Source organism: Streptomyces colwelliae (genome assembly GCF_048158785.1).
Taxonomy (GTDB): Bacteria; Actinomycetota; Actinomycetes; order Streptomycetales; family Streptomycetaceae; genus Streptomyces.
In genome coordinates this window covers 60,010-79,985 of the sequence record NZ_JBLTJC010000009.1, presented here as the reverse complement: position 1 = coordinate 79,985, position 19,976 = coordinate 60,010, and the positions used below count along the sequence as shown (strand labels likewise).

Below are 19,976 nucleotides of genomic sequence, written 5' to 3'. Positions count from 1 at the left end.
GCGCCGAGGAGGGCGAGCGCCGCTTCGGGGCCGTTGTCGCGGCGGGCGCCCGCGATCTCGTCCAGGTCCCAGGCCATGGAACCGACGACGGTACGCCGGGTGCCGCGCACCTGGACCGTGCCGCGCACCAGGAGCAGCCCGCTGTGGAAGACGGTGTACGCGCAGGCCGGGTGGGAGTCCTCGAAGAAGGCGAGGTCGACCAGACCCGAGCCGTCCTCCAGGGTGACGAAGATGATCCGCTTGCCGCTCGCGATCGGCGGGGTCTGCGTCGAGGCCCGCACCCCGGCGACCAACACCTGCTGTCCCGCGCGCAGTTCGGCCAGATGCGTCGCGTCGGTCGCGCCGATCTCGCGCAGCAGCCGGTGGTGATGCTCCATCAGATGCCGGGAGACGTCGATGCCGAGCGTCCCCAACTCGGCGCTCAACGCCTCGCGTCCGGTCATCTCCGGCAGACCGCTCGGTTCCGCTCCCCCAACAGCACCGGTATCCATGGGTAGTTGACCGGCCCCCGCGGTCCGGTTGCGGGACTGCCGGTGCAACTCGGCGATCTGGAGCAGCAGATCACGCCGAGTGAGACGGCCGTCGTGCAGACAGGTCAACGCACCGATCTCCGCGAGGCGTTCGGCGACCGGTCTGCTGGGACGGGCCCGCTGCCAGAATTCCGACAGCGATCCGTACGGCTGCCCCTCCTCGATCCGCGCGCACTCCTCCTCGCTGACACCGCGCACCCCGGACAGCGCGAGCCGCACGCCCCACTCCTCCTTCTCGGTCATCTCCACGGTGTGCTTCACCCTGGAGCGGTTGATGTCGACGGGCAGCACCGGCACACCCCGGCGGCGGGCGTCGGAGACGAGGACGCGCTTGGGCCACATCCCGGGGTCGTGTTCGAGCAGTCCGGCCAGCAGGAACGCCGGATGGTGCGCCTTCAACCAGGCGCTCTGCAGGGCCGGTACGGCGAAGGCGACCGCGTGCGCACGTTCTTCGCGATCCGTATGTCTCATGAGACATCAACCCGAGCCGCCAACGCGCCCTCCCCACAACCTTTTGCGATCGACCGGCGGGCGCGACGAGCGGCGGGCGCGACGAGCGGCGGGATGAGACAGTGGATCACAAACAAAATCCATTTTGAGTCTTACCCGATCGAGTGATTCCTCAGTATTTAAGCTTGACGCAAGACGCTCATTCGGTTATGCGCTCTGCAAGGTCCCAGGGAGGAAACAGGTCCGTGGCAGGTAAACGAGTGTCGGCCATGGGTGGCGGGGTTGCCGACAAACTGGGCAACCGCTACGAAGGCTGGTGGACGATCTGGCGGGGCGTGGTTCCTGTCCTTCGCGGCCAGTACGACGCCATCCAGGTCGAGGTTCCAGGCTCCCCTGGCGAAGCAGTGGAATTTCGCCTCTTTGGCCGTCAGCCATCAGGGCCGGACCAGGTACACCAGTGCAAGCGCAGCCGTGCCTCTACATGGACACTGAATGCCCTTCGGACAGAAGGCCTGCTGGATCCGTTCGAGCGCCATTTGAGGCAGGGAACCGAGGTGGTGTTCGCTTCGGGCAAGTCATGCGCTTTGGAGAACTTGTCGGACAAAGCCCGCCGCCTTTCCCTGGAGGACTGGACGACCTCCTTCACAGAGCCCGAGGAAACAGACGTAGAAACCCTTATTGACGCGTGGGAAGCGGACCATTCCGGGGTACATAGCCTGCTTCGACTCCTTACCTTCCATTTGATCAATGATCATCCACTCAAAGATGCGGCGATAGGATCTTTGGAGACACAAGTAGTTGGGGATCCAAAGAATGCCCTGCTACTCATCGGCGATCTACTCTTGGAGCACATCTCAAGCCGGCTGACAGCTCAGTTCCTCTGGTCAACCTTGCAAGAAGAGGGATACGCACCTCGCGAGGGGTACGACCACTCTTCTGTTGTCACCGTGCGGCAAGTCAATGAGCGCTATATCGAAGGAGTACGTCAGCGAAGGCCACGGGCCCTTTCGCTGATCGCCCGTCCTGAGATCGAGCAGCTAGTCGACGCTTTGAAGGACCCGGCCGGAGGGCCTGGTGTAGTCGTGGTAGGCGCTCCCGGCGCAGGGAAATCCACCGCTCTGGCCGAGGTATGCGCGCAACTGGCAGCGGACGGCGTAGTCGTCGGGGCGCTACGTCTCGATGTGACGGACGCATCCCATACGGCACGTCAGTTGGGGGCACAGGACGCAGTTGGCTTCGGCGCCTCTCCTTCCGCGGTCCTGGAGCGAGCGGCTGCGGGTGAGCCGAGTGTCCTGGTGATTGATCAACTGGACGCACTGTCCCGCTTCAGCGGCCAAGGCGAGCCGGCCCTCGGTGGAGTCCGAGAAGTACTCGAAACAGCCCGGGCCAGTGGGGACATGCGGCTACTCGTCGCTTGCCGTCGCTACGACCTTTCCAACGACCGCCAGCTCAAAGGCCTGTTGGGCGACTTCACGGTTATCGACCTCGGCCCGCTCACCGATGAGCATGTCCGCGAAGCCCTGACGGAGCTGGGAGTCGATCCCGCGGTACTGTCCGCCAGGCAGCGGAAGTTGCTGAGCAGTCCGTTCGCTCTGCGTCTGCTCGCAGAAACAGTCCCCGACTCTGACAGCGACAGCCCAGCAGAGTTCGACATCACCCGCGCCACGTCACTGACGCAGCTGCTTGACGCGTTTGACGGTGAGATGCGCAGACGACTCAATCAGCGCCTTGGCGTCGACAATTATGCTCGGGGTGTCGCTGAGTTCGCCCGCAGGCTCAGCGACACAGGATCCCTCTCCGCCGCGCGCAGCGTCATCGGTGAACCCGGTCCGGACACGCTGGACGCACTCATCGGGGAAGGCGTAGTGATCGAGGACCGTGGCCGAGTACGTTTCTTTCACGAGGAATACTTCGACTACGCATTCGCGAGGCAGCACATCCAGGCCAGCGGCTCGGTCGTCAGTCTGCTACAGGGCAAATCTCAGGACTTGTTGCGCCGACGCCTGGTCCGTGCTGTCCTTTCCCTGGAACGCGAGCTCGACCTGGACCAATACAGAGGGGACCTCGAAGCCGTAATCGCACATGCGCCGAATTATCGATCACACATCCGCGCAGCCGTACTGACATGGCTGAAGTCTCTTGCCCCAGTGGAGCCTTACGAGTTCGAACATGTCACCACCCTTGCTCTCAACTCCGCCGACCCTCTAACTCGAAATGCCATGCCTATTCTGGTGAGTTCTGGGTTCGTCCCTCACCTGCTGAACCATGGTCTGCTGGACAGCATCAATGCCAGCTTCGACGGTGATGCCGACCGGTCCGGAACTGATACCAATGGGTTGGTCGGGTTCACTCCGGACCAAACCCGGTGGATGCTGACGGAATCAGCGCGGGTCTCGCCGGAAGAGATCTCCGTGGGCCTGGCACCTGTGGCACGTGACCCAAGCATTGCGGTGCCGTGGACAGGCATGCTCCTGTGGACGGTTTTCCTCGCCGGTTCAACCGCAGGTCAAGCCACCGTAGATCTCTACTGCGAGACCGCAATGACGGTCGGGAACAGCTACACGACTATGCTGGAGACCGCAAGGAGCGAAAACACCTCTGAACAGACCGCGTTGGGTACCGCTGTTGTCACGCTGTTCGGATCGGATGGATTTCATGCTCTCAGCACCCTTGCGGAACGTCCCTCCGCGCCAGTCGCGACCGCTCTGCGCGCCTGGCTTGCAACACGGGCACAGATCGCGAGGGCTTCTGGAGCTCGGAACGCTTTTGATCATTCATTTTCTCCATCCCGAGAGGGAACAGGCCTGCGGATCTTCGAGCGTGCCGCTGAGCGTGATCCAGTCGCATTCCTGGAGAAGCTGACCCAACCGCTGCTCGCAGAATTCACCGAGATCGACTTCGAGGTGCGGTGGCGTCCTGCAGGAATTCCGGATGAAAACGGCGCAGGGCTACGGGACAGGGGTATCGGTGCGGCCGTCGGTTTGCCTCCTGATCTGGAAGGGGAAGTGGTCGAGGGGTTGCGGACGGCGCTGCTGCTGGCTGCCGCCGAGCATCCGGCCGAAGGAACGCTCTACCTTGAGCAGTGCACCTCGACCGATCTCCTTTTGGCTCATCAGCTCGCGGCCTCGGCCTTCAGCCAGTGCGCGCCGGAGCTGTACCCGGCTGCTCTGGCCTGGGCTTCACGAGATGATGTGCGTGGCCTTCCGCTGAACTCCACGGTTGCCTGGGCGTGGGGACAGGTTCTGGCCCATCTCGCGGATGCGGGGACAGATTCGGTCCGAGAAAGCGCAGTGGCTCTGGCCATGGAACCGTATGCGTCACTGGACCTCGATGCCGCCTCCGGGTCAGGCGGCGCTGCCGCCGACAGAGATCAGCAACTGGCCCATGAGCAGCTCGTGGCGCTCTCCCTCATTGAACGGCGGATCGGTACCCGGCTTAACCAATCAGCACGTGAACGACTTACTCGGCTGACGGAGTCGTTCGGGCTCGCGCCGACGACCTCTGATGCCTGGGTGCGCCTCTTCCGCGGAGGGGAACCGGAACCGCTTACCAATGACCAATGGATCGAAGCAATCGACAATCATGACCAATCCCCTGTTCAACTGGGAACCTTGGAGTCGGCTGCCCGTTCTGAACCGGTACGTTTTGCCCGATTCGTGACGGCTCGTATCGGCCCGCAGCACAATCACCAGTGCACCGTCGTTATCCTCCGGGGAATTGTCAGCGCCCTCGATCTACCCTCCGAGGAGGAACTCGGAGCGGTAGTCGACATGGTTGCAGCTGTATCGGGCTGGGGAGGCGAAGCCTTCAATCGGCCACTGTGCTCCCTGCTGGACAAGCTTGCGGGCGCTGACTTGCCTGAACGAGTACTCGCCTGGGCTGTCGCCACGGCTACGACTGCGGTCGACCCGAGTCCGATGGCGACGCCAGATCTCAGTGAGGAACACGTCACCGCAGGTCTGAACTCTGACCGAGGGGCAGCAGCCTTCTGCATTGCGCAACTGCTTGGTCCCGGGGAGCACCGAGCGGAGCGATTGGAGGCACTCCTGCCGGCCATCCGCAGTCTCGCAGTTGATGACGCAGACCAAGTCCGCATCTGGTGTCCGGTGATCCTGATCCGCGTCCACTTGGCCGATCAGACCGTTGCCTCTGAACTGAGCCGAAACTGGCTCGCCCTAGCCGACGACGCCCAGTTCATCGCACCGTACCTTGACCGGCTCGCCTGGCAGCTCCTCCACAGCGATGCGGATCTGGGACTTGCCCTCGTCCAACGGATGCTGGAGACCGACTCAGTTGATGCCCGCCGCCGTGGCGGTGCGCTTGCCGCGATGGCCGTCTTGTTGGGCATCGGGTTCCTGGAACCTGACCGGAGACCGCACCCGCAGGATCTGTTCGAGCGGAGCCTTGGTGATGCGGCTTCACGCAGCGGAGTGGCCGAAGCTCTGGCCGTGCGCGTCGAGGATCTGCCTCCGGCATCCCGTGCCCAGGATGCCGGAGTGAGCGCAGATGAGGGGCTACTCGTACGCCTGCTCGACGATGAAGATCAGGCTGTGCGCAAAGCAGCAATCGGGTTCGTACGCCATATAGGAGGCGGATCGCTGGTCAGGCGCGAGCGGCTCCTGGCGGCTCTGGTGCCGACATCGGCGTTTGCGGATTTCCCGCAGAAGGTCTTCCACGCACTCGACCAGGCGGGTGCGGAGCTGCCGGTTGCCGCGGCTCTGTCACTGTGCGAAACCTGGCTGGGCGCCGGCAATCGGACTGTGGGAGACATCAGCACACGCGACTCCGCGATCGCCTTTGAAGTAGCCGATGTCGTTCTCTCCCTCTATGCCAGTACTCGTGCAGGAAGCTCGGAGCGTGAGCGCACCCTGGATCTCCTGGACTCCTTGGTCGAGGCCGGAGCGATCGACATCGACAGGAAGACCGACGAATGGGCAAGCCAGTGATCTGACTCGGAGGGACGGCTTCGCGATAGGTCTCGGTTCCTGTCCGGTGCTGTCGTCATCCCGAAAGGGTCAGGTCAGTCCCGCCGTGCTGGCAGGCCGCACCACGTTGGGACCGAAGCGGGCCCGAGCTCTGTCAGCTGCGGCCTCGATCCGGCGGGTCTTGTCGTCGTTGGTGCCGAAGGTGAGTTGTCGGGTGGCCGAGTTCTCGTCGAACAGATCGTCCGCCCGCAGGGCGATGCCCCGGACCCTGGCTCGCTGGAAGCCGAGGGTGGCGTACAACGCGTAGGCGGCAAGGCGTAGTTGTGGGCTGTGCGCGGTGGGCTCCGGCAAGGTGCGGTTGCGTGTGGTCGTCGAATGATCGGCGTATCGGACGGTCAGGCTCAGGGATCGACAGACCTGTTGTTCGCTGCGGAGTTGGGTGCCAAGGCGTTCGACCAGGTGGGACAGGACACGACGCTGCTGGTCGGGGTTGAGTTCGTCCCGCCCGAAGCGGTGCTCCGCGCAGAGGGAGCGAGGCAGGGCACCGGGGGTGACACGGGTGGGGTCGATACCGGCCGCCCGCTGGTGCAACTGCCGTCCGGCAGCCGTGCCCAGGATGCGTTGGAGTGTGGATAGCGGGGTGCTCGCGATCGTGTCGAGGGTGGTCAGGCCGTAGGAGGCCAAGGTGCGTACGGTCGTCGGCCCTACTCCTGGCAGGGCTGCGGCCGACAGGCCGGCGAGGAAGGCGACGATGTTCTGAGGGGTGTCGGGGATGGTGCGGATCGTGCCAGGTGCTCCACGGTTGGCGGCCAGTTGGGCGAGCAGCGGGTTGGGGGCGACGCCGATCGTGCAGTCGGCGTCGAAGCCTGCGGCGGCACGCATACGGATCAGGGCCGCGAGTCCGGTGGCGTCGCGGTCGAAGTACCGCATGCTCCCCGACACGTCGGCGAATGCGGCGTCGGGTGGAAGCCCCTGCACGACCGGGGTGATCTCGCCGAGCATTCCCAGAAGTTGAAGAAACGTTTCTTCGCGACATGAGCCGAAGTGGACGTAGAGGATCATCGTGGTCACCCGGCGCTTCCAGGGCTGGAGTGGTGGAAGGTCCTTCCGTTGATGGCCGGGGCGCCGGGGGGCTTCAGGTCGGCCCAGGGGTGCAGTTCGTAACCAGTGGGCTGGGTGATGGTCCGGCGTGCGGTGGCTGGACCGGCGGTGGCCGCCGGGCGGGCGAGGCGATCGGCGACAGCGGCCGGGCCTCCGTCGCGATACAGGTCGATAAGTTCGGCCAGGTCCCAGGCGGCAATGCCGGTGATGCTGAGGGCACGCGGTGGACGCCGGGCTACCGTCCCGCGCACCAGCAACAGGCTGCTGTGGAAGACCGTGTGGGCGCAGCGTGCGTGGCTGTCCTCGAAGAATGCCAGGTCGGACAGGCCGCTGGGATCGTCGAGGGTGGCGAAGATGACGCGCTTGCCGGAGCGGACTGGCGGGGTCTGGGTGGCGACCTTGACGCCGGCGACCAGGACAGGGGTGCCATGCCGCAGGTTCGGCAGGTCGGCGGCGGGAGTCGCACCGATGTCGGTCAGCAAGGACCGGTGATCTTCCAGCAGGTGCCGGGAGATGTCCATGCCGAGCACGTCGAGTTCCGCGGCGAGTTGTTCGGAGGTACTCATGACCGGCAGTCCCGCCGTACTGCTGCCATCCCCCGACATGTCGAGGTCGTTGTCCATAGGGAGTTGCCCGGAGATGGAGTCGTGACCTCGGGTGGATCGGTGAAGCTCGGCGATCTGCAGCAGCAACTCGCGCCGAGGCCCGAAGGCGTCCATCGCCCCGACCTGGGCCAGGCGTTCGGCCAGCGGGCGGCTGGGCCGGGCGCGCTGCCAGAAGTCGCCCAGCGAGGTGTAGGGCTGCGCGCCGGTGATGCGCTCGGCCTCGGCCTCGGTGATGCCGCGCACTTGGGACAGACCGACCCGAACTCCCCACTTACCAGACACCAGTTCGATTATGTGTGCGGACTGCGAGTGGTTGATGTCAGGCAGCAGGAGAGGGACCCCATGCCGACGGGCATCCGCGGCCAGGACTCGCTTGTGGTACATCCCCGGATCGTGGGTGAGCAGTCCGGCCAGCAAAGCCGCCATCCGGTGAGCCTTGAGCCAGCTGGACTGGTACGCAGGCTGCGCGAATGCCGCTGCGTGCGCTTTCGCGAAGCCGAAACTTCCGAAGCTTTCCAGGATCTCCCATACCTCTCGGATGACCTGCGCCTGGTAACCGCGTACGCGGGCCTCAGCGGCGAACCAGGCCCGCATGCGGCCGCGTCGGTCCGGTTCGGACAGTGCCCGGCGGGCCTCATCGGCCATTCCACGGTCGCAGCCGGTCATCGTGGTCATGATCGCGATGACCTGTTCATGGAAGACCACCTGCCCTTTGGTCTCCTCCAGGATCGGCTTCAGGTGCGGATGTGGATAGCGGGCCCGGGTCCGGCCGTCGCGGGCCTCGATCATCGGGCTCACCATGTTCGCGGCCACAGGGCCCGGCCGGAACAGGCTGATGTCGATGATCAAGTCGAGGAACGACCGTGGCCGCAGATTTCTGACCAGCTCGCGTTGGCCTGGGCTTTCGAGCTGGAACGTGCCCAAGGTGTCACCGGATGTGATCAGGTCGTAAGTTGCCGGATCGTCGGGCGGCACCTGCGCCGGGTCGTCCAGGTCGAGGTGCTCGCCGGTGGCCCGCTCGATCTCGGCGACGGCGTGGGCGAGCGCTGACTGCATCCGCACGCCGATGATGTCGATCTTCGGATGGCCGGTGTCCTCGATGTCCTCCTTGTCGAACTGGGCCATGGCGATGCCCTCAACGGTGGTCGGCATCACCGGAGTGCGCGCGAGCAGCCCGGCGTTGGACACCAGGAGTCCACACGGGTGCATGGCGGCCTCGTGCGGCAGACCGTCCAGCATTTCCACCAGCTCCCACAACCGGCCGTGATCCTCTCCGGCGACTTCGCGGAGCTCCGGCAGTTCGGTCAGCGCCGCCCGCGCATCCCGGGCCCGGATGTGAGGAAACGCCTTGGATAGCTCAGCAGCCCGATCAGGGTCCAAGCCCCGCGCCCGCGCCACGTCCTCGATCGCCCCACGCACCCGGTACGTCTTGTACACCGCAAGCGTCGCCACTCTCGCCGCCCCGAATCTCTCGTGTACCGCCTGATAGATCTCGAGCCTCCGAGCCGACTCCACGTCCAGGTCGATGTCGGGCAACGCGGATCGCCGCGCGGACAAGAACCGCTCCATGACCAGGCCGTGCGCCACCGGGTCGACCGGGCTGATCCCCAGCAGGTGAGTGACCAGCGACCCGACTCCTGAGCCACGCGCCGCGACCCGGATGCCCAGCTTCTTGGCCTCCGTCGCGACCTCGGCGACGGTCAGGAAGTAGCCGGCGAAGCGGTGTCCGGCGATGATCCGAAGTTCATCCTCCAGCCGGTCCCACCGCGCTACTTCCCGGTGATAGCCGCGGTTCATCATGCCCGCCGCGCACCGTTCGGCCAGTACTCGGTCGGCCGACTCCGCAGTGGCACCCACCAAATCGGGCTCCGGCAGATTCAGCCGCCCCAGTCCGAACGCCTCGCCCGGATCGACCACGCAGGCCGCCGCCGTTTCCTCGGTCGCTTTCAGTAGCTGCTGTGCCTCAGCCCCGCGTCCGCCCATCGCCTCGGCGACCTGCCCGGCCATCCGTTCCATCTCTCCGGCGTCCTTCAGCCATCGCTGCCCGCTGTCCAGCCGTGCCGCGTCCCGGCTGTCGATCGGCACCAGCAGACGTGCGGAATCCAGGATGTCGGCGACCTCCCGCTGGTGCGGGTCGGCATATCGCACGCTGTTGCTGAGAACGGCCTCCACCTGCTGCTCGACGGCGAAGCCCGCCATCCGTGCGGCCAGGCGCAGCGACCCCGGTCCGGTGCCCGGCCGACCGTGGCAGATCACCTCCAGCCGCAGCGCCTCCCCGAACCGCTCCCGCCATGGCTCCAGCAGCAGCGCCGCTCGATCCGGCCGCCCCGACGCCAGCGCGCGACCTACCTCGGAACCCGCCCCGAGCAGCACGAGCATCCCGTCGCTCCCGCCGGTCAGGTCCTCCCAGCGGATTCCCTCGGCCGACGTAGTCGATACCAGGCGGCACAGCTCGGCCCAGCCGGATGCGGACCGAGCCAGGAACACCGCCCGGAAGGGTGCTTCCGTCACGAAGGCACCCCCCTTGGCCGGAGTGCGCTGCCGCTCCGTCCCAGGCAACCGGGACCCCGGCACGCCGGGAACTGCCAGATCAGTACCGAACAGCGGTCGCACCCCAGCTCGCTCGCACGCCTTCGCAAAGCGCACGGCGCCGGCAAGGGAGTCCCTGTCGGTCAGCGCCAGAGCATCCAGTCCACGTTCCGCCGCCCGCTCCACAAGCGCATGCGGATGGCTGGCCCCGTAGCGCAACGAGTAGCCGCTGGCGACATGGAGGTGCGTAAACGACATACACACCTCCTGGTACCCACAAGCCCCCTCTGTCCGCCTCATCCCGTGAGGTCATCACCATAACTCAAGGGTCGCACATTCGTTCGATCGCTGCATGTGGGACGACCTCGCCTCTTGTGCGATGGGCATGCGCTCGGGCAGCAGAAGCACGACGCCAGCCAGCCTCGAATCAGCAGAATGGAGACATACAAGATCCCCAGATCGGAAGCGTCCGAAGGTTTGCCTTCGCCGACCACCCGCGGCGGATTCGCTGGCACCCCCGATACTGGGCCGATGACCGATCTCGCGACCGTCCACCAGGCAGTTCTCCAAGGACAGTGGGACAGCCTTCTCGGCCTGCCCGAAACTTCATGGCTCGACGTGAAGAGCTCGATCTATGCCCTTGATCAGCCCGGCCCTCGCGCCGAACTGTGCAAGGACGTGGCCGCGATGGCCAATGCTCAAGGCGGCCTGCTGCTGATCGGCCTGCGGACCGAGCTGGTGGAGGGGCGGGAGATCATCAGTGAGCTCAAGCCGGTTCCTCAGCGGCTCACAGACCCGGGCCGCCACCGCAAGATCCTTACGGAACAGGTGCGGCCTCCCGTGCGCGAACTCCACATCGAATGGGTCCCTTGCGGGGAGGACAGCGGTGTTCTCGTGATTCATATACCGCCGCAGCCCTCATCGGACAAGCCGTTCGTGGTGCCGGCCACGGACCCCAAGGGGCGCGAGGGCGTGGCTGTCCCGGTCCGGTCCGGGGACGACACCTCGTGGCTCAAGCCAGCCGAGTTGCAACGGCTGCTGGCCCTGGGCTGGTCAAGCAGCAACGGGACACCGAGGCCGTCGGCGACTGCCACCGCCGATCAGACGACCGCTGCACGTCTGTTGCAGTTGGTCCCGCTGGACGCCCCGTGGATCAAGCATCTTCGTAACGGCGGCCCATTCCACCGCATCCCGGCAGCAGTCAGCGACGCGGTCCACGACGCCACCGAGGCCCTGGAAGGTGAAGTTCTGCGCTTCCGCGACCCCGAACTGGCCGCAGCCACGGAGGACTTCACAAACGCCGTCCGCGAACTCAGCAACGTGTTCGGCGGACTGCACACTCCGATGGACGGCCCACTCACGTACTTCGAGGTTCCACCGGAGTGGAAGCGAACGGATCCCGCGCGCTACTACGAGACCCTCAAGGAGAACTCCCAGGCGGCGAAGTCGGTGCTCAATGCCTACCAGGACTGGGTGAACAAGCTGAACGAGAAGGGCCTGCTCGCCTGACCTGGACCACCGAGGCCCCGGTGCGCCCCTCCGGCACCGGACGTGTACCGGATTCACAGCACCCACACCAGCACGCTCTACCCAGTTCCGGACAATCACCCAAAGTGGCGCTTTGGCCAAGTTGCGCCGTAGCTGAAGCATGAACTACTGCCCATCCTGGGCTTTACGGAGGACTGCCGGGCCCGGCACTTCGCACCTCGGATCCAAACCGGCCAGATTTGCGCGCTTGATAATTACTCATTCCGGTATGTGGCAAATATTTTCGATTGCCGACCTCCATGCCGACATCCACCCTGATGTGTCGAATATGCCGCCGACCCCTGCGCACCTCACGGGGCAGGGGAAACGACCATGGGGGACGCGTTGGACATCATGCAGGTCGCGGGCGTGGGGGCTGCCGCCCTTGTCACTGAGATGGTCAAGAGCACCTGGGAGTCCGTACGGGACTCGGTAGCTCGCTTCTTCCGACGGGGTGGTGAGGAGAGCGCCGAGCAGGAACTGCGGCTCATCGACACAGCGCGGCAGCGGCTCGTCGGCAGCGCGGAGAGCGAACGGGCTTCGGTGGAGGAGGAGCTGCGCGGCCAGCTGATGATCCAGTTGGCGGCGTTCCTGCAGAAGCATCCGGACGCGGCACAGGAGCTACGGAACCTGGCTGACCAGGTCCAGGCGGCAGACGAGGGCTCCGGGGCGCGGACGAGCGTACACGGCAACACCAACAGCCAGGTCGTCATCGCCGGCGGTGCCATCAACGCCTCGGGCGGCTTCCACTACCGGACTCCGGAGGGGGGCCGGTGAGCGAGGAGACCGAACTCGGTTCCGTTCCGCCTTTCGCTCCACCGCCTGCCACCCCGGCGCCCGCACTGCGGGTGGACGTAGGCAACAACCAGAACTCGAAGATCATCGTGGCTGCCGGCTCCGTCACCATGACGAGCAAACCGCAGCTGCCCGTGACCGGCATTCCGCAAGCTGATCTCGACGTCGTACGCCTCGCGTGGGTGGGCCTGAGCTCGCGGGACGAAGAGGTACGGACGGCGGGCGAGGCCATCGACCGCCTGACCGGCGGCGGGCCCCGGCTGGCCGTCGTCGCCGGACCGGCCAGCTACGGCAAACGCACTGCCGGGATCAAAGCCCTGTGGGAGATCTCCCAGAAGGAACAGGCCGCTCCCGGCAGGCCGTTGGCCCTTCGGGAGATCCGGCCCGACTGGGAGAGGCCCCGCTCCCCGGACATCTCCGTACTGCCCGACGAGCCAGGCACGGGGTACCTGCTGGACGTGGCCGCGGAGATCAGTTCCTGGCGCAACGTGGGCAACTTCGCGGAACAGCTGGTGAGTTATGCCGAGGAGCTGCTCTACGTGGGCTCGTACCTGGTCGTGATCGCCGACGAGCACGGGTGGCCCGAAGCCGCCTCCGGGACACTAGCCCGGGTCGTCGCCCGCGCAACGACGAAGCCCTGCGCCCAACGGGTGGCACGGACTCACCTGGAGTACGTGCATCGCAGGCCGGACCGGCTCCGTTGGCTGAACACGGCTTCCTCCGGGACAGGCTTGGTCGGCGAGGCCGCACATCTGCTGACCGACGACAGCCGTCCAGCGGATGGCGCCCACCTGGCTGACAAGCTCGCCTCCGCCGTGAACTCCGCAGAAGGGCTGAAGGCGGCCCTCAGCGCCTTCCAGGAGTGGCGGTCCGACGTGCAGAAGGTCTTCGCCGAGACGGAGGACAAGCCGGAGGACCGCGCGCTGCTCGTCTCCACCCTGTTCCTCAACAACGAGGACGCGCTGACCATCCAGGACGGATCCAGGATGCTCCTGGATGAGCCGAGGGAGACCAGCGTTCGGACGATCCTGACGGGACCTGATCTGACCACTCGGCTCAAGGCCCTGGGCGCAAAGGTCACCGGGCGGACCGTCACGCTCGACCACCAGCGCGGCTACGCTCGTGCCGTCCTGCTGCATCTCTGGCAACAACGGGCCGACATCCACCCGCCGTTGCTGACGTGGCTCGACACCATCACGTCGTCCAAGGGGCCCGGGGCCGATCGGCTCGCCCCCATCGGCGACCTCCTGGTCGAGCTGGCCGTCGCGGAGAACGACATCCGCGTCATCAAGCAGATCCACGCCTGGATCGACAACGGCGACACCAGCGCCGAGCACTTGCAGCTGATCGCTCGCGTCCTCACCGTCGCCGCCGAAGCGGATACCTTGGGCGCCGAGGTCCGTTCCCTGCTGCTGGACTCGGCGCAGGAGACCTCGGAAGCCGTGGCGACCGTCGTCGCCCTTGTCTGCCAGGGCGACTTCGCCGACCACTACCCGCGCCAGGCCCTCGTCCGCCTGCGGCACATCCTCGACCGGCCCGGCCCCGATGACGCCGTACTCGCGGCACAGCGGGCGCTGCGCGACATCGCCGCGCGCGAGGGCCAACTGCCCCGCGTATGGAGCACCGTCATCAAGTGGGCCACCGAGAAGAAACACCTGGCCGGCCACCGGGCCTTCCTCTCGCTCCTGGATCCACGCGTCGATCCGTACGTGCTGCAGGTCATGCTGGCGGCCGCGGAGCAGAAGGAGGACGTCAAAGAGGCGCTCATCCAGGGCTGGAACGTGGCGCTGGCCGACGACCGGGTCGACGCGGAGTGCCGGGAGCTGCTGACCGCCTGGGCGCAGTTCCGGCAGACGACCGAGGTGTCGCGCGAGCTCGTCACGGAGATCCTCAACGAGATCGTCGTACAGCACCTGTACTCCACGCCGATCTCGGCGCTCATCTTCGGCGAACCCGGCGTGGCCAACGACGAGGCCGTGATCGAGCTGCGCAAGGACCTCAGGCTGCCTGCGGCCCTTTCGGCGGCGCGCCTCAACTACGAGTCCGCTCCTGTGGAGTCCTGATCCGTGGCCTCCTCAGCCTGGTCGCGCCGCCGTATGCGCAGGGCAGTACGGCGCGGCCTGACCGATTTCGAGGTCCGACTGCGCAGTTCGCGTCCTGGGATCGGCTTCGTCGCCCGCATCACGGCCGCGGTCCTCACCGAGCCGCCCTATCCGGCCGCGAGCGAGGAGCTCGCAGCGGCCGTCCGTGGGATTCTCAGGAAGGCGGCGGCCGATGTCGCCGTGGGGTGCGATCCGGCGGATCTCGCCACAGCGCGGGATGTCGTCGCGGAACACCTACGCGCCAAGCGCTCGCTGTCCACAGATCCGCCTGTCGAGTTTCGGGCCTCGCTCGCGCTCGATCTGCCGCCCGACGACCAGGCCGCCGTCGCCGCTCTGCTGTCCGCGCAGAGACAACAGGCCGTGATCGACATCCTGCGCCGGCAGGCAGCCGAAGCGGTTGCCTCCGAACTAGCCGACCCTGTTGCCCTGTTGGTGCGATGGGTCGAGCAGGACGACGCCGACTGGTCCAAGCTCTCCACCGTTCTCAGCGACGCGAACAAAGTGGCAGAGACGTTCGCCCGGTACCGGCCCGAGCACGAGCGGACGGTCGAGCATCAGGCCCTTGAGGTGCTACGCGAATTCCTGGCCAGCTTCCCCGAGCCCAGTCAGAAACGCATGCTCTACACGCTGCTGACCGCGGGCATGGAGAGCGCCCAGCGCCCTCAACATGCCTTGAAAGCACAGGCGTTACTCAACGGGCACGCGTCGTCAGTCATGGCGGGTGACGCGTGACCAGCCTGGCGGCTCCGCGCTCTGCCTACCAGACGGCGGGATGCCGGTGAGTACGCTTGTACTGCGGTGGCTGCTGTCGCCCCGGACCAGTTGGCATGCGTGGCGCCTTGTACAGGCCAGTGGCGGCACCCTCTCCTTCGATACTGCTTGGCGACGTACACGAGTGGACAGGCATCCTGAGGAAAGGCCCTACCTGGAGTACGGCCACCGTTCTCCCAGAGACCCGTCGCCCCGCAGCAACCTGCCTCCTCATGCAGCTCGGCCATCCGACGGCGAGCGGTGAGATCGGAGGGAAAGCAAGAATGGAGCCATGCAAGAACTCCATGTCAGAAGCGGGCCGCCGCGTCGGCAGCTGACCGCGGCTTAGTACTGTCGCGGACCAACTTGGCTGAGGGCCACGGTCGAACCGTGGTTCAGCCCGACTGAGTCTCAAAATCACGGACGCGGCCACGCACGTGGCCGGAACCCTGCGCAGTTGGGAGATCACCCTGCACACCGGCACCTGAGCCTTGCCTCCCGGCGCCGATCGCCGTACGAAGGAATCGGGATGGACCGGAAGAAGCTCGAGGAACTGTTCTACGGGAAGGGCCTTCGGCCCGTTCCGTGGGCGACGGACTGCCCGGTGCGGTTCGACGCCTTGCTGGCGCTCGCCCACTTCCCCGAAGACGCGCCGGAGTCCAGGGAAGACCTGATCCTCGCCATCAACGAGGAATACGGTGTCCTGCAGATCCTTCAGCGCTTCACGAGCCTGGACATGATGCGCGACTGCCAGCCGATCGCGTCCGGCAACTTCGTCGCGGCCAAGTTGACGCTCCGCGAACTCGTGCAGGGCCTGCTGCCGATGACCAACCTCAACCGAGTGCTCCGCGACGCACGCCGGCAGGGAACCATCGGCATCGTGAGCACACTCCAGGACGAACCTCCTACGGCACCGCAGGCAGGCGAGGTTGCGGACGAGCGGCGCCACGAGCGCCACCGGCATCTCAGGTGGTTCCTCAAACTCCTGGCCGCCATCATCGCGGAGTCGTATCCGGCCCTGCGCGGCACACCGGCGACGGATCCCGCCGTCAGCCTCCAGGTGGCCGAGCTACTGCACGGCGTTCATCCGGTGCCATCGGACACAGAGCCGCCGAACAACGCGGCGAGAGGTGTCATCGATCGCAGGCAGCGCTATCCGATCATCACCGTCACGGCCAACCGCCAGGCGTCCTCAGCGGTCGTGCGCTCCAGGGCCACCATCAAAGCCGACGCCGCTGAACAGGTCTTCTCCGTGGATTGCGGCTCGATCGGCTGGGCCGTGCTCGACAGCGGCATCGACGCCGGCCACCCCGCCTTCTCCGACTGGGACACCGCGGCAAGGCCTCAGCCGGTGCCGCGCGGATCACGCATCCTTCGTGCTTTCAATTTCGTCGGCGTACGGGGGGTGCTCCCACTGGACGCGCTCGCCGACGGCCGGATCGACTGGCCCCAGGCCCTGCCGTACGTCGAGATCGCCCTCCCCACCACACAGCCGTCCGAGATCATGCGCCGCCAGCCGTACACCACTCCGGCCGACCCGCATGGAACCCATGTCGCCGGGATCATCGGCGCCTGGTGGCCGCGTTCCAAGGACGTGTTCCGGGGCATCTGCCCGAGGATCCAGCTCTACGACTTCCGGGTCCTCGACGACAAGGGGACGGGGGACGAGTTCTCCATCGTCACGGCGTTGCAGGCCATCCGGCACATCAACGACCAGGCGGGACGGTTCGTCATCGCCGGGGTCAATCTCAGCCTCTCCGTGCCGCATGATGTGGCAAGCCACTCGACCGGGTGGACGCCCGTGTGTATCGAGTGCGACCGGCTCGTCCGCTCGGGAGTGGTGGTCGTCGCCGCGGCCGGGAACTCCGGATACGCGGGTGCCGTACGCACCTTGGGCAAGGACTATCGCGGGACCAGCATCTCCGACCCCGGGAACACGGAGTCCGTCATCACGGTCGGCTCCACCCACCGCAGCAATCCCTACCGCCACGGCGTCAGCTACTTCTCCAGTCGCGGCCCCACCGGCGACGGCAGGCCCAAGCCCGATCTCCTCGCGCCGGGTGAGGACATCGACGGCCCCATTCCCGACGAGGGCATCGCCGCACTACACGGCACGAGCCAGGCGGCAGCGCATGTCAGCGGAGCCGCCGCGATGCTGCTGGCCCGCAACAGGGAACTGCTGGGCAGTCCGGAACGGGTGAAGCAGATCCTGTGCGAGACGGCGACCGATCTGGGCCGGGAGCGGCACTTCCAGGGCGCCGGGCTGGTCGATGTCCTGCGGGCGATGCAGTCCGTCTGAGCCCACGGCCGAGGTCCGAAAGGAGCGCGCCATGTTCGCCTTCGACTTCCTCAACGCCCGCCACGGAGACTCCTTCCTGGTCCGCTGGGGACCGCAGGCCGGGCGGGTCATGCTCGTCGACGGCGGACCGGGCCAGGTCTACGAGGAGTCGCTGCGGGACCGCTTGGCACAACTGCCGCCGGATTCCCGGGGGATACCGAGGATCGACGTCGTCTGCGTCTCCCACGTCGACGACGACCACACGGCCGGACTCCTCAAGCTGCTCCGCCAGATCCAGCGCGCCAGGGCCGACCAGGATTCCGATCCCTTCGCCGTGCAGAGCATCTGGTTCAACTCCGTGGACGAACTGGTGGATCACGTCGAGCCGGGGCTGAGCGCCTCGACCCAGGAGATCGTCGACCGCGCCGGTGAGGAGAGCGGCGCCGTCAAGTCCAGCTACAACCAAGGGCGCGCCATCCGGGACGCGGCGGCCGGACTGGGCCTTGCGAGCAATCCCTCCTTCGACGGACCGCTCATCGAGGGCAAGCAGACGACGCTGCACCAACTGCAGGTCACGGTGGTGGCCCCAGACGCCACCGCCATGGAGGAGCTGAGAAAGCACTGGCGCGAGGCACGCGAACTCCAGGACCCAACGGTCATCTCCGCGGCCTATTCGGACGACTCCATACCGAACCTCTCCAGCATCGTCCTGCTGCTCACGCACCACGGCCGGACCGCACTGCTCACCGGAGACGCCAGGGGCGACCACATCCTCGCCGGACTGCGCACCACCGGGCTGCTCGACGGCGCGGGACCACTCCATGTCGACCTGCTGAAGCTTCCGCACCACGGCAGCATCCGGAACGTGAAGCGCGACCTCTTCGAGAACATCCACGCCGACCATTACGTGATCTCGGCCGACGGGGTGAAACACCATCATCCCAGCGAGGACACCCTGCGCATGCTCGTCGAGTCGAGGGACCCGGGCGACAAATACACCATCCATCTCACCAACAAGATCGGCTTCGCCATGAGCACCCTCGACGACCTGCACAACAACAGGAAGTTCGAGGTGAGCGTCCGGTCCCCCGCGGACTCCGCGCTCGTCATCAGGGTCGGTGATGAGGCATGAACGCCCACAGGATGGGGTGGGTCGTGGACTCCCCCGCCCTCGGCACCGGCCTTCAGGCCCACCCCTGCGGCGACGCGCTGCGCCCCGCTGAACCGCTCCCCGCCGCCGACCCGGTCGCCGTCACCTTCTCCGGCGGCGGCTTCCGGGCGACGTTCTCCGCCCTGGGAGTCGTACGGCTGCTCGCCGACGCGGGGATGCTGTCAGGGCTGAGATACGCGTCGTCGGTGTCCGGCGGGTCGGTGGCCAACGGCCTGCTCGCCACCGCGTGGCCCGATCTGAAGCAACGGGACTTCACCACCGCGGCCGTCGATGAACTCCTCATCGACCCGGCCGTCACCAAGGTCGGCTCCCACTCGCTCAAGAAGGCGATCCTGCGTGGGCTGTGGCGCACGCTGGGCCCGATGGCCCGCACCGAGCTGCTCGCCCGGCGCCTCGACGAGTGGTTCTTCCACGGCACGGCGCTACCCGATCTGGACCCGGACGTCCGCTGGATACTCAACGCGGGCAACCTGACCACCCGCGCCCGATTCACCTTCGAACGCGATGTGTTGGGCGACTACACGATCGGCCTGGCTGCCACGGCCGACACGGGGCTGAAGCTGAGCCTCGCCGTCGCCGCCTCGGCCGCGGTCCCCGGAGCCTTCCCCCCGCTGGTCCTCAAGAACGCGCGCTTCCCCTGCGCCACCGTCGCCCCCGCCCTCCTGGACGGCGGCACCTACGACAACACCGGCTCGGAGGCCATCGACAGCGAGCACTACCGTGACGTCTTCCTGCTCGTCCTCAACGCCGGGGGTCTGCTGCGCCCCGGAGCGTACGGCGGCATCCCCGTCGTCCGTGATCTCGCGCGCGCGAACTCCCTGCTGTACCGCCAAAGCACGGCGCTGCGCACGCGGTTGATCGTCGAGCGCTTCCAGCGCGGTCGGTCCGTGGGCCTCGACGAGGAGTTGCCGCCGGGCGCCCGCAGGGGTGTGCTGGTGGGCCTGGCAACCGACTTCCCCGGCAACGGCTCCGGGCGCCTGAACGAGTGGCGGGACACCTTCACCGAGCACCGCACCCACGCCAGCCGCGACCTGTCCCTCGTGCCCACGGTCTTCGACCGGCTGGAGGAACCCCTGTGCCGGGCCCTCGTCCACCGCGGCTGGTGGCTCGCGGGCGCCGGCCTCGCCTCCTTCCATCCACACCGGCTCCCGGACCTCACGTCACTGAAGCCGCCACAGTTGTGAACACGGTGTTCAGCGCACGCGTCCCCGCG

The 19,976-nt window shown here is 66.6% G+C and carries 10 protein-coding genes and 1 pseudogene; 8 read left to right on the top strand and 3 right to left on the bottom strand.

Annotated features, from left to right (window positions below):
• A pseudogene (locus ACNFOC_RS03655) lies at window positions 1-977 on the bottom strand (helix-hairpin-helix domain-containing protein); the annotation flags it as partial.
• Between the two features lie 248 nt (window positions 978-1,225).
• Between ACNFOC_RS03655 and ACNFOC_RS03650 the strand changes: the two are divergent.
• Window positions 1,226-5,926: an AAA family ATPase gene (locus ACNFOC_RS03650; protein WP_416956498.1), complete on the top strand. Its 4,701-nt coding sequence runs from the start codon at window positions 1,226-1,228 to the stop codon at window positions 5,924-5,926.
• Window positions 5,927-5,995: 69 nt separating this feature from the next.
• On the opposite strand, the gene ACNFOC_RS03645 is transcribed toward ACNFOC_RS03650, so the two are convergent.
• Window positions 5,996-6,907 carry a DNA polymerase Y family protein gene (locus ACNFOC_RS03645; RefSeq protein WP_416956497.1) on the bottom strand — a complete coding sequence of 304 codons (912 nt, stop codon included), beginning with the start codon at window positions 6,905-6,907 and terminating at the stop codon, window positions 5,996-5,998.
• 65 nt (window positions 6,908-6,972) lie between these two features.
• Window positions 6,973-10,398, bottom strand: coding sequence for a DNA polymerase III subunit alpha (locus ACNFOC_RS03640; protein ID WP_416956495.1), 3,426 nt, complete (start codon window positions 10,396-10,398; stop codon window positions 6,973-6,975).
• A gap of 273 nt (window positions 10,399-10,671) precedes the next feature.
• Here ACNFOC_RS03640 and ACNFOC_RS03635 point away from each other — a divergent pair, with 273 nt between their 5' ends.
• The 7 genes from ACNFOC_RS03635 to ACNFOC_RS03605 all read left to right on the top strand — a co-directional run bounded on the left by ACNFOC_RS03635 (window position 10,672) and on the right by ACNFOC_RS03605 (window position 19,947).
• Entirely contained in the window at window positions 10,672-11,649 is a 978-nt protein-coding gene (locus tag ACNFOC_RS03635; RefSeq protein ID WP_416956493.1) for an AlbA family DNA-binding domain-containing protein, read from the top strand.
• A gap of 351 nt (window positions 11,650-12,000) precedes the next feature.
• The gene (locus ACNFOC_RS03630) at window positions 12,001-12,444 is read left to right on the top strand and encodes a hypothetical protein (protein WP_416956491.1); all 444 of its coding nucleotides are present in this window, start codon (window positions 12,001-12,003) and stop codon (window positions 12,442-12,444) included.
• Window positions 12,441-14,525, top strand: a complete 2,085-nt coding sequence (locus ACNFOC_RS03625) for a hypothetical protein (RefSeq protein WP_416956489.1) — start codon at window positions 12,441-12,443, stop codon at window positions 14,523-14,525. The genes ACNFOC_RS03630 and ACNFOC_RS03625 overlap by 4 nt, the downstream gene beginning before the upstream one ends.
• Before the next feature lie 3 nt (window positions 14,526-14,528).
• Window positions 14,529-15,296 carry a hypothetical protein gene (locus ACNFOC_RS03620; protein ID WP_416956488.1) on the top strand — a complete coding sequence of 256 codons (768 nt, stop codon included), beginning with the start codon at window positions 14,529-14,531 and terminating at the stop codon, window positions 15,294-15,296.
• A gap of 547 nt (window positions 15,297-15,843) precedes the next feature.
• The gene (locus tag ACNFOC_RS03615; protein WP_416956486.1) at window positions 15,844-17,613 is read left to right on the top strand and encodes a S8 family serine peptidase; all 1,770 of its coding nucleotides are present in this window, start codon (window positions 15,844-15,846) and stop codon (window positions 17,611-17,613) included.
• Between the two features lie 31 nt (window positions 17,614-17,644).
• The gene (locus ACNFOC_RS03610) at window positions 17,645-18,724 is read left to right on the top strand and encodes a ComEC/Rec2 family competence protein (RefSeq protein ID WP_416956484.1); all 1,080 of its coding nucleotides are present in this window, start codon (window positions 17,645-17,647) and stop codon (window positions 18,722-18,724) included.
• Window positions 18,721-19,947, top strand: coding sequence for a patatin-like phospholipase family protein (locus ACNFOC_RS03605; RefSeq protein ID WP_416956482.1), 1,227 nt, complete (start codon window positions 18,721-18,723; stop codon window positions 19,945-19,947). Before ACNFOC_RS03610 ends, ACNFOC_RS03605 begins: the two co-directional genes overlap by 4 nt.
• Window positions 19,948-19,976: the final 29 nt, after the last annotated feature.